The organism is Fusobacterium perfoetens ATCC 29250 (assembly GCF_000622245.1).
Classification (GTDB): domain Bacteria; phylum Fusobacteriota; class Fusobacteriia; order Fusobacteriales; family Fusobacteriaceae; genus Fusobacterium_B; species Fusobacterium_B perfoetens.
This window is the reverse complement of the sequence record NZ_KK211416.1, coordinates 405,683-417,695: the sequence shown is the minus strand read 5'-3', so window position 1 is coordinate 417,695 and position 12,013 is coordinate 405,683. Positions and strand designations below refer to the sequence as shown.

Genomic DNA, 12,013 nt, shown 5'->3' with positions numbered 1-12,013 from the left:
ATTTTTATTAATCAGTTATTTTGTAATAATATATTATACTACTTATATATAAAGAAGTCAAATAAGGGTAGAATAAAATAACAGTAAATAATTAAATGTAAACCTATTTAAAACAAAAAATAAAAAAATAAATATAAGTATGATATAATTTTTTGTATTTTAAAAAAAGGAGAAATTTTATGAATAGAAATTTTTTATTTTTATATTTTTTTATTATGTTATTAATGGGTGGACTTTCTTATAAAAAAATAAAAGATGATAAAGATTTTTTTATAGCTGGAAGAAAAGCTGGAATAATTCAAATTACAGGAAGTTTATTGGCTTCTGTTGTTGGAAGTTCTGTTATATTAGGAAGTGTTGATTTTGCTTATTCTTCAGGTTGGGCAGGAATGTGGTTGGTTATTTGTGCTTCATTAGGTTTTTGTGGACTTCTGCCTCTTGTAAAATATATAAAAGATTTTAAAGGATACAATTTACCAAGTATGCTTGGAAGTTTTTATGGGGAAAAAGTACAACAAGCAGCCTCTCTTTTAATTCCAATAGCATGGCTTGGAGTAATAGCTTCTCAAATTATGGGAGCAGCTAAAATAATTAGTATAATGACAACTCTAACTTATACAGAGGGAGTTATTTTAAGTGGAGTGATTTTTATTATTTATACTTTATTAGGAGGACAACTTTCAATTATAAAAACAGATGTAGTTCAGCTTGGATTTATTATTTTTGGAGTAGTTTCTACATTTTTATTTATAAATCAAGAACCAATAACTATAAATATTACCCCTATGTTTAATGAAAAATTCCAATTTATAGATTTAATAGTTATGATGTTATCATATTCTACAACTTTTGTTGTTGGTCCTGATATTTATTCAAGACTTTTCTGTGCCAAAGATGAAAAAACAATGAAAAATTCTATTATTTTGACAATTTTAATTTTATTACCACTATCTTATATTCTTGCAAGAATTGGAATATATGGACAACAAATTTTTGGTGGAAATGGAATGGGAGATTCTGTACTTTTAGTTATAGCTCAAGAAAAATTATCAAAATTTTTAGCCTTAGCTTTATATTTTGGGATTTTATCTGCTGTTATTTCCACAGCTGACACAACTTTACTTACAGCTTCATCATTATTTGCTCAAGTTTTTATAAAGGATTTAAAAAAAGAAAATTCTATTTTTATAACAAGAATTTTAATAGTTGTATTTGGTTTTTTATCAATTTTAGTAGCTATAAAAATGAAGTATATATTAGCAACCCTTTTATTAGCCCTTTCAATTTATTCAGGTGCTTTTATAGTTCCAACATTTTTAGGAATTTTTGGATTTAGAGCAAAGGAAAAAGTTGTAATAACAGCTATTGTTGTAGGAGGAGTTATTGCCTTAATAGGAAAAAATATAGGTGGAAGTTTAGGAAATTATATATCTATCTCGTCATATTTTATAAATGGAATTATATTATATCTAGGTAAAAAAAATAACAAAGAAATTTTTAGTAAAGTGTGATATAATTAAATGAAATTTTATAAATGATGAGGTGAAGAAAATGAAACTATTATTAGATAGATGTTCAATAGGTGGCTGAGCAAGTAAAATAGGACCAGAGGTTCTTTCAGATATATTAAAAACAATTCCTGTAAAAGAGGATAAAAATTTAATAGTTGGATATGAAAAATCTGATGATGCTGCAGTATATAAAATTTCAGATGATACAGCTCTTATTCAAACTCTAGATTTCTTTACTCCAATGGTAGAAGACCCATATATTTTCGGACAAATTGCTGCTGCAAATTCCTTAAGTGATGTGTATGCTATGGGAGGAAAACCTATTACAGCTATGAATATAGTTTGTTTTCCAGAAAAAGAGAATATAAAGATTTTAGAAGAAATTTTAAGAGGTGGAGCTGAAAAAATTTATGAATCAGGAGCTGTCCTAAGTGGTGGGCATTCTATTCATGACAATGAGATAAAATATGGATTATCAGTAACAGGAATCTGTTCTCCTAATAAAATATTTAAAAATTACGGTTCTCAAGAGGGAGATATATTAATTCTTACAAAACCTTTAGGAACAGGAATAATTACAACTGCCTCAAAAATGAAAGTTGTAAAAGAAAATGAAATTCAAGAAGCTATTGAAAATATGACTACTTTAAATAAATATGCTGGAGAAATAATAGCAAAATATCCTGTGACAGCTTGTACAGATATAACAGGATTTGGTTTTTTAGGACATCTTTATGAAATGGCTAGTGCTTCTGAAAAAACTTTTGTAATAGAGTCTGAGTATATTCCTTGCTTAAGTGGTAGTAAAGAATATGCCAAAGAATTTTATATTACAGGAAGTGGGCAAAAAAATAGAAAATCTTTAGAAGGAAAAATAAAATTTGAAAATATTTCTTTTGAGATGGAAGAAATTTTATTTGACCCACAAACATCTGGAGGACTTTTATTCTCAATACCTATTCAATATGTAAATGATGTTATGAAAGAGTTAGGAGAGCTTAAAATAAAATCAGCAATAGTGGGAAGTGTAGAAAAATTAAAAGAATTTCCAATCATTGTAAGGTAACTATTGTTTGAAGGAGATAAAATGAAAAAAGAATTATTGAGAGCTTTGCCGAAGATTGACTATATCTTAAATGAGAAAAAATTAGAAAAGTATAAAGAAAGTGTAGCTTACTACACTTTTTTGTCATGTATAAAAGAAACTATAGAAAAATATAGAAATATAATTTTAAAAGATTTAGAAGATTTTTCTGGTGAAGAAGATTTAAAAAATAAAATTTTAATTGAGATAATTGAAAAACTAAAAATAGAAAAAAGAAAAAATATCGAAAAAGTTTTTAATTGTACAGGAACAATTATCCATACAAATTTAGGAAGAAGTGTATTTTCAAAAGATATAGGAAATATTGTAGGAAATATATTATCTGGTTATAATAATCTTGAATATGATATAGAAACAGGAAAAAGAGGAAGCAGATATAAAAATTTAGAAAAGTTAATTTGTAATGTTGTTGGAAGTGAAGGAGCATTAATAGTAAATAATAATGCTGCTGCAGTAGTTCTTTGTTTAAATGAATTTGCTAAGGATAAAAAAGTAATTATTTCAAGAGGAGAACTTGTAGAAATAGGTGGAAGTTTTAGAATTCCTGAAATTATAAAATTTGCAGGAGCTAAGATATCAGAAGTAGGAACAACAAATAGAACTTATAAAGAAGATTATGAAAAAGAAATAACAGAAGAAACAGGAGTTTTAATGAAAGTTCACACTTCTAATTATAAAATACAAGGTTTTACTCATGAAACAACAGTAGAAGAACTTGCTGAAATTGGAAAAAAACATAATATAATTTCTATTGAAGATATTGGAAGTGGAAATTTAATAGAGTTTTCAAAATATGGAGTTAAAAATGAACCTACAATTAAAAAAAGTTTAGAGTGTGGAATAGATATAGTTACTTTTAGCGGAGATAAACTTCTTGGAGGATGTCAAGCTGGAATTATTGTAGGAAAAAAAGAATATATTGAAAGACTTAAGAAAAATCAATTTTTAAGAGCTGTAAGAGTTGATAAAATTACTATAGTTATATTAGAGAAAGTATTTTCTATCTATCAGAATGAAAAAGAAGCTGTGGAGAATATTCCAACTTTAAGAATGATTACAGAGAAAATAGAAAAGGTTCAAGAGAGAGCCAATAAATTTTCTAAAATTTTAAAAGATAAAAATATTGACAATGAAGTTATAGAAACTAAAGCAACTATTGGTGGTGGAAGTATGCCAGAAGAATTTATTGAAAGTTTTGGAATACTTTTAAAAAATAAAATTTCTCCAAATAAACTAGAAGAAAATTTTAGAAAAAATTATATTCCTATAATAGGAAGAATAGAAGATAAAAAATTTATTCTTGATATGAAAACAGTATTTGAAGAAGAATTAGAAGAATTAGGAGAAATTATACATTCAATTTGCAAAGAAATGGAGATGTAATGAGTGTAATTATAGGAACTGCAGGACATATTGACCATGGAAAAACTACACTTATAAAATATTTGACAGGAATAGATACAGATAGACTACCAGAGGAAAAAGAAAAGGGAATGACGATAGATATTGGTTTTTCTTTTTTAGAAAAAAATGGTAAAAAAATTGGAATAGTAGATGTACCTGGACATGAAAAATTTATAAAAAATATGCTTACAGGAGTAACTGGTATTGAGTATATAATTTTTATAATTGCTTGTGATGATGGAATTATGCCTCAGACTGTGGAACATTTTAATATTTTAAAATTTTTAGAAATTAAAAATGGAATTATAGTCCTAACAAAAAAAGATTTAGTAACAGAAGAGAGAATAAAAGAATTAAAAGAAAATATAAAAGAAACTTTTAAAAACTCTTTTATGGATAATTTACCTATAATGGAAACTTCTATAAATGATATATCTTCTTTTGAAAAATTAAAAGAAAAAATATTTTTTGACATTGAAAAGATAAAAACTAAAAGGATAGATAAAAATTTTTTAATGTATATTGATAGAAGTTTTTCTCCTAAAGGGTTTGGAACAGTTGTTACAGGAAGTGTTGGAGAGGGAAAAATAAATAAAGACGAATTTTTATATATTTATCCACAAAAGATTAAAATAAAAATAAAAAATATAGAGCAACATGGAGAAAGATTAGAATATATTGAAAAAAATAATAGATGTGCATTAAATATTTCTGGTATTGATTATAAAGAGGTTAAGAGAGGAGATTTTTTATATAAGGAAGATAATCTAAAATCTACTGAAATTATAAATGTATATCTTTCTTTAATTGAGGGAAATAAAATAAAACCTAATCAGAAGATAAGAATTTATGTTGGAACTTCTGAAATTATAGGAAAAATAAGAATACTAGAAGAATTATATAAAAATAATTTTCTCTGTGAAATAATTTTAGAAAAAGAAAGTTATTTTTTCCAAAATCAATTAGGAATAATAAGAAATTATACACCACTTATAACTTTAGGTGGAATAAAAATTTTAAAAGTTTTTGGAAAAAAGGTTAGAAAAAAAACTATAGAATATGATGAATATATTGAAGAATTAAAAAATATTCTGCTAGGTTTTGAAAATAAAAATAAAGAGATAAATATAGGTAAAATTTTAAATTTTTTATTAGATTTTCATAAAAAAAATTATTTAGAAAAAGGAATTGAAATAAAAGAATTAGAAAAAAATTTTTCTAATAGAGTTGAAAATTTACAAGAAATTATAAAAGAACTTATATCATTAGAAAAAATAAAAGTAATTCAAGGAAAAATTTCCCTTGTAGATTTTAAAATAAAACTTACTAAAGATGACAAAAAAATAAAAGAAGAAATTTTTAGTATATATAAAAATGCTAGATTTTTACCATATAAATATGAGATAATAGAAGAAAGTTTAATAAAAAATGGTTATCAATTAAATAACATACAAGCTATTCATAGATATATGGTAGAGGAAAATATGTTAGAATATTTAGGTGAGAATAGATTTATTCTTTCTGGATATTTTAAAGAGAGTATGAAGTTATTAAAAGAGTATTTTGAAAGTGAAGAAAATAAGGAGAAAGGAATAACTTTAGGAGAATTTAGACAATTGATAAATACAAATAGAGATATTGCAATTCTTCTTATAAATAAGCTAGAAAAAATAAATTTTTTGGTAAATAGAAAAAATATAAGATATATAAAAGGAGAATAATTATGATAAAAGTAAATGCTGTGGGATTTCTTTGTCCTATCCCTGTTATAATGACTAAAAAAGCTTTAAATGAAATAGAAGAAGGGGAAGTAGAAGTATTAGTAGATAATGAGACTGCTAAAGAAAATTTGGAAAAATTAGGAAAAGAGTTGGGTTTTAGTTATAAATCTGAAAAAGTAGAAGGAAATTATAAAGTTGTAATTACAAAAACAAAAGAAGAGAAAAAAGATGAAGTAAAAGAAGAAAATATTGTTGTTGTAATAGATTCTGACGAAATGGGAAAAGGTGATAGAGAATTAGGAGAAATTTTAGTAAAAGGATTTATATATTCTTTAACTGAAATGGAAGTTTTACCAAAAACAGTTATTCTTTATAATAAAGGTGTATGTCTTGCAACTGTTAATAAAAATACTATAGAGGATTTAAAAAAATTAGAAGCTATGGGTGTTGAAATTATAGCTTGTGGAACTTGTGTAAATTATTATGGTTTACAAGATAAATTACAAGTTGGAAGTTTAACTAATATGTACACTATAGTTGAAAGACAACTTAAAGCTACAAAAATAATAAGAGTTTAATGGAGATAAAATGGTTTTAGAAGAAAGATTTTTAGTTGTATCAGCAGAGTCTACTCACTTAGTTATAAAAGTAGAAAAAATTTTATTAAATGAAAATATAGAATGCAGAATAATACCTTTACCTACAGAAATTTCTGCAAATTGTGGATTAGCTGTAAAATTAGAAGAAAAATATTTAGAAAAAGTTAAAGAAATAGTAAATAGAGAAAGTTTAGAAGTAAAAATTTCTCTAGTAGAAAAAAAAGGATTTAAGAAAAATATAATTAATTTATAGGGGGAAATTTGTGAAAAAAAGATTAATTGGAATTATATTTATATTATTTACTACAATTATATTTGGAAAAAAATCAAATATAGTTGTAGAAAATAGATATGATAATTTAATACATGATGATATAAAGGTTGATATAAAATATAAAGAAGATGATTTGCCAGAATTGTTAGATTATGTTTTTATAAAAACTTTATATGCTATTATTAGAGAGGAACCAAATCCAAAATCAGAAGTTATATACAATGCTCCATTTAACACAAAATATCAACTTTTAGAAAAGGTTAAAGTTGGAGAAAGTTATTGGTATAAAGTAAAAACTTCAAAAGGAATTGGATATGTTTTTGGAAACAATGTTGATGTAAAAACATTTAGATTTGAAAAAATGTTAGAAAGAATAAAAGATGTAGAAAAATTTATAAATGAAAATAATCAAAATAATATAAAATTAGCTTCCACAAACTCATATTTACCAAATCCATATAATAAAGATATGAAAAGAACAAAGGATAAATATGGGATTTCAATAGACCAAAATATAGTTGGAGTCTATGAAAAAGAAAATATTGAATTACATATTCCAGATAGGTCTGTGTTAAGTGTTTTAAAAATTAATGGAAACAAAGCAGAAGTAAAAGTAGAAGGAATTCCAGAATCTCCATTAGTTATTGACAAAAAGTATCTTTCATATAATCCCAAAATAGAAGAGGGATTTGAAAAAGCCATTGTTGTTGATATTGAAAATCAAAACTTAGCAGCTTTTGAAAAAATAAATGGAGAATGGACTTTGATTTCATATATTTATGCAAAAACAGGTTTAGAAAGTCAATTAGGATTTGAAACTCCTAGGGGGTCTTTTATAGTTCCATTACTTAAATATGAAATGGGATACAGAGATATTTATGGAGCTGATATGGGAATAGCAAGATATGCTATAAGATTTAGTGGTGGTGGATATTTACATGGAACACCTGTTGACCATGTTGAAGTAGACAATGAAGATTTCTTTTTAAAACAAAAAGAAGATGGACTTGGAACTTTTAAAGGAACAAGAAAATGTATAAGAAATACAGTTTCTCATGCTAAATTTTTATTTGATTGGATATTAGGAGATGAGAGAAATCAAAATTCAAACTATCAAAAGCCACAAGAAAATGTTATGTTTATAATATTCTAAGAGGTTATTATGAATATTTTAATTACAGGAGTTACTAAAGGAATAGGTTATCAATTAGTATCTGAATTTATAAAAAGAAATCATAAAGTATTTGGTATTGGAAGAACAGAATCAAAACTTTTAGAATTAAAAAATAAATATGGTGAAGATTTTATTCCTCTAAATTATGATATTACTTTAGAAGAAAATATTGATAAAATTTTTAAAATATTAGATAAAGATAAAATATCTATAGATATATTGATAAATAATGCAGGAGTTGGATTTTTGGGGGAGTTTTATAATATAGATTATAAAAATAATGAAAAAATGATAGATTTAAATATCAAGTCTCTTGTGTATATTACTTATAAATTTATAAATAAATCTTTAGAAGAAAATATTGATAAAATTAGAGGAATAATTAATATTTCATCAACAGCAGCCTTTCAAAGTGGAGGACCATATTTTGCAGTGTATTATGGAACAAAAGCTTTTGTTTCTTCTTTTACCAATGGTATTGCAGAAGAATTAGGAGATAAAAATTTTAAAGTTATGGGAGTTTATCCAGGACCAACTAAAACAGAATTTGTAGGAATGGATAAAGAAAAGAACTTTTATACTATGGAATCGAAAAAAGTTGCTAAAATTATAGTACAAGATTTTTTTAATAAAAAAGAAGTGTCGATACCAGGGGTTATCAATAAAATTTTAGTATTTATGGGGAAATTTATTCCTAGAAAATTAGAATTAAAACTTTTAAAAAAAATACAATTAAAAAAATTAAAATAAAGAGAGGATATTATTAAGTTAATATCTTCTTTTTATAAATATAAAATTTATCTCTATAAAAATATTTTCAATTACAAAAATTTTATATTTATGAAAATAATAAAGATTTTGTCTTTTTATTTAATATATTATGTAGAAAAAATTGTATTAATATCTATTTTTTTCTTAAAAATAAAAATAAATCGAACAAATATTTAATTATTTTTTTTAAAAACTATTAAAACTAAAGAGATAAAAACTTAAATATCGAACAAAAAATAAAAAATATTGTTATCTTTTTTTTTTAATATTAGGAATGATATACTTATATAGTAAAACATTATAAAAGGCAGGGATTTATATGGAAATTTTTAAAAATTTAGTTGACGGAGTAAATAATCTGTTATGGGGAAAAAATATTTTAGTTGTATTACTAATAGGAGCGGCGATTTTAGCTACATTAGGAACAAAATTTATGCAATTTAGATTACTTGGACCTATATTATCAGTATTTACAAATGAAGAAAAAAAAGAAAATGGAATAAGTTCTATAGAAACATTTTTTTTAGGAACAGCTTGTAGAGTTGGAGCTGGAAATATAGCTGGAGTTGTGGCTGCAATAACAGTTGGAGGACCTGGTTCATTATTCTGGATGTGGTTAGTAGCTTTATTTGGAGCAGCAACATCTTTTATTGAATCTACTTTGGCAGTTATTTATAGAGAGAAAAATAAAGATGGAAATTATATTGGTGGAACACCTTGGATTATTAGAAAAAGATTAAAACTTGGATGGCTTGGAGGATTATATGCAATAGCTTCTATAATTTGTTATATAGGAGTTACTCAAGTTATGTCAAACTCAATAACAGAATCTGTAGCTAGTGCTTATAATATAAAACAAAGTTGGGTATCAATAACTTTAACAGTAATAGTAGCAGCTATTATATTTGGAAGAGGAAAGAAAGATGTAATTATAACTTCTCTTAATAAAATAGTTCCTATAATGGCTGGATTATATTTAGGAGTTGTTCTTTATATAATTCTTACAAATATTTCTTCAATTCCAATGATGATAGTAGATATATTCTCAAAAGCTTTTGGAACAAAAGAGATAGCTGGAGGAGCTATAGGAATTGTAATAATGCAAGGAGTTAGAAGAGGATTATTCTCAAATGAAGCTGGAAGTGGAGATTCTAACTATGCAGCAGCAGTAGTTGATATTGACCAACCAGCAAAACAAGGAATGGTTCAAGCTTTAGGAGTTTTTGTAGATACCTTATTAGTATGTAGTGCTACAGCCTTTGTTGTTCTTTTAGCTGGAGCTAAAAATGTAACTGGAGTTCAAGGAATGATATTAAATGGAAAAGAATTAAGTGGTATGGCTTTATTCCAAGAAGCTATAAAAAGTCATATAGGAATAGTAGGACTTCCATTTACAGTTGTTGTTATTTTCTTTTTCTCATTAAGTACAATTCTTGCTGTAACTTTTTATGGAAGAAACGCCCTTAATTATTTAACAGAAAAAACAGGAATTAATATTGTATATCAACTTCTTATAATTTTAATGGTTTATATTGGTGGGGTAAAACAAAATTTCTTTGTATGGTCATTAGCTGATTTTGGTTTAGGAATAATGACAGTTATAAATATAATTTGTTTAACACCATTAGCAAAAGAAGCAATATCAGAGTTAAGAAAATATGAAATAATTTTAAAAGAAGAAAATAGAAAATTAAAAAAATAATTAAAGATTTATAAATTTACTAACTACATCTTTTGTCTTAAATGCTTTAAGAGGAAAGATGTAGTTTTTTATAAAAAGAAATTTTACAAAAAAATAAAAAAGAACTAAATTTTTAGTTCTTTAGGGAATAATTATGAATATTTTTATAAAAAAATGGAGCGGGAAACGAGGTTCGAACTCGCGACATTCAGCTTGGAAGGCTGACGCTCTACCAACTGAGCTATTCCCGCAACAAAATAATTCTATCAAATATTTAATTTTTTGTCAACATATTTTTTTAAAAACTGAATAAAATTCTTGAATTCCAATGATTTTATTTGTTAAAAAAATTTTTTCTTGTAACTTTAAAAAAAATAAGATATAATAAGTCTGTAAAAATAATAATTGGAGATGAGGCTCTCCAAGCACTTATGTGTAAAATGCTTATAACTAAGATGATAGCTTCTACAAATGTTTTTTTCGTTTGTAGAAGTTTTTTTATTTTTAAGGAGGAAATATGTTATTTAGTTTTGCAGTTTTTATTTTAATAGCCATATCATTGGCTAAAGTTTTTGAAAAGTTAAGACTTCCAGGGCTTTTAGGAATGCTTTTCACAGGAATTTTATTAGGAGAATATTCTAAAGATTATTTTGTAAATACATTAAATTTAAAATTTTTAGAATCATTTTTTATATCTGATAAAATTTTACAGATATCTCCTGATTTAAGACTTTGTGCTTTAATTGTAATTTTAATTAGAGCAGGGCTAGGAATTGATAGGGAAGTTCTTAAAAAAATAGGTAAAACAGCCATAAAAATGGCAGCTTTACCTTGTCTTTTTGAAGGATTTACTATTATGTTAATCACTCATATTTTACTTGGATATTCTTTTGCTATTTCAGGTTGTTTAGGGTTTATAATAGCAGCTGTATCACCAGCAGTAGTTGTACCAGAAATGTTAACTTTAAAAGAAAAAAATCTAGGAAAAGAAAGAGAAATTCCAACAATAATTTTAGCTGGAGCTTCAATAGATGATATATTTGCTATAACTTTATTTTCATCTTTTTTGTCAATGGCTTTAGGAAAAGGTGTAAATATTTATAAAGAACTTTTAAAAATTCCTATGAGTATTATAAGTGGATTAGTTTTAGGAGTTTTAGTTGGAATTTTACTTGTTAAATTTTTTAAAGCATATCATATTAGAGATACAAGAAAGGCAATTTTATTTTTAATGATTGCTATAGTATTTCATCAAATAGAAGTTTTAAATTTATTTCCAATGGCTAGTCTTTTAGGAATAATGGCTATGGGATTTATGATTTTAGAAAAATATCCAGAACTTGCTCAAAGACTTTCATTAAAATTTAATAAAATTTGGGTATTTGCTGAAGTTTTATTATTTGTTTTAATAGGAGCAGCTGTAAATATAAAGGTTGTATTTGCTTCTAGTATAGTAGGGCTTATAATAATTATAATAGGACTTATTGGTAGAATGATAGGAGTTCGTGTAGCTTTATTTGGGTCAAATTTAAATAATAATGAAAAACTTTTTTGTGGACTTGCTTATATTCCGAAAGCCACAGTACAGGCTGCTATGGCTGGAATTCCATTGATGATGGGAGTACCTCATGGAGAAATATTATTAGCTGTAGGAGTTTTATCTATAATAGTTTCTGTCCCTATTGGAGTTATTGGAATTAGAGTAGGACAAAAAAAATTATTAAATTAAATAAAAAAACTTGACAATGAAATATCATAGTGATAAAATACAAG

10 protein-coding genes, 1 tRNA gene and 1 riboswitch are annotated in these 12,013 nt (G+C 25.1%); of the genes, 10 read left to right on the top strand and 1 reads right to left on the bottom strand.

Translation table 11 applies throughout. From position 1 onward, the window contains the following. The first annotated feature begins 179 nt into the window (after positions 1-179). The 9 genes from T364_RS0108910 to T364_RS0108870 all read left to right on the top strand — a co-directional run bounded on the left by T364_RS0108910 (position 180) and on the right by T364_RS0108870 (position 10,261). Complete coding sequence (locus T364_RS0108910) at positions 180-1,511, top strand: sodium:solute symporter family protein (protein ID WP_027129281.1); 1,332 nt, start codon at positions 180-182, stop codon at positions 1,509-1,511. Between the two features lie 88 nt (positions 1,512-1,599). Next, the gene (gene selD / locus T364_RS0108905) at positions 1,600-2,577 is read left to right on the top strand and encodes a selenide, water dikinase SelD (RefSeq protein WP_051532712.1); all 978 of its coding nucleotides are present in this window, start codon (positions 1,600-1,602) and stop codon (positions 2,575-2,577) included. 21 nt (positions 2,578-2,598) lie between these two features. Next, on the top strand, positions 2,599-3,999 hold the full coding sequence (gene selA, locus T364_RS0108900) for an L-seryl-tRNA(Sec) selenium transferase (protein ID WP_027129279.1): 1,401 nt from the start codon (positions 2,599-2,601) through the stop codon (positions 3,997-3,999). Next, positions 3,999-5,741, top strand: a complete 1,743-nt coding sequence (gene selB / locus T364_RS10810) for a selenocysteine-specific translation elongation factor (protein WP_051532711.1) — start codon at positions 3,999-4,001, stop codon at positions 5,739-5,741. The genes selA and selB overlap by 1 nt, the downstream gene beginning before the upstream one ends. Positions 5,742-5,743: 2 nt before the next feature. Further along, positions 5,744-6,319 (top strand): sulfurtransferase-like selenium metabolism protein YedF, encoded by a 576-nt coding sequence (yedF, locus tag T364_RS0108890; protein ID WP_027129278.1) that lies wholly within the window; start codon positions 5,744-5,746, stop codon positions 6,317-6,319. 10 nt (positions 6,320-6,329) lie between these two features. Further along, positions 6,330-6,593 (top strand): putative Se/S carrier protein, encoded by a 264-nt coding sequence (locus T364_RS0108885; protein ID WP_027129277.1) that lies wholly within the window; start codon positions 6,330-6,332, stop codon positions 6,591-6,593. Between the two features lie 10 nt (positions 6,594-6,603). After that, positions 6,604-7,767, top strand: coding sequence for a L,D-transpeptidase family protein (locus tag T364_RS0108880; protein WP_051532710.1), 1,164 nt, complete (start codon positions 6,604-6,606; stop codon positions 7,765-7,767). A 9-nt stretch (positions 7,768-7,776) separates the two neighbouring features. Beyond that, a complete protein-coding gene (locus T364_RS0108875) occupies positions 7,777-8,538 on the top strand; it encodes an SDR family NAD(P)-dependent oxidoreductase (RefSeq protein WP_027129275.1) in 762 nt (253 codons plus the stop codon). A 340-nt stretch (positions 8,539-8,878) separates the two neighbouring features. Then, positions 8,879-10,261, top strand: a complete 1,383-nt coding sequence (locus T364_RS0108870; RefSeq protein ID WP_027129274.1) for an alanine/glycine:cation symporter family protein — start codon at positions 8,879-8,881, stop codon at positions 10,259-10,261. Positions 10,262-10,415: 154 nt separating this feature from the next. Here the strand turns inward: T364_RS0108870 and T364_RS0108865 are convergent. After that, positions 10,416-10,491, bottom strand: a tRNA-Gly gene (locus tag T364_RS0108865). A 147-nt stretch (positions 10,492-10,638) separates the two neighbouring features. Continuing rightward, positions 10,639-10,715: riboswitch (Fluoride riboswitch) on the top strand. Between the two features lie 42 nt (positions 10,716-10,757). Here T364_RS0108865 and T364_RS0108855 point away from each other — a divergent pair. Beyond that, positions 10,758-11,969, top strand: coding sequence for a cation:proton antiporter domain-containing protein (locus T364_RS0108855; protein ID WP_027129272.1), 1,212 nt, complete (start codon positions 10,758-10,760; stop codon positions 11,967-11,969). The last annotated feature ends 44 nt before the right edge of the window (positions 11,970-12,013 follow it).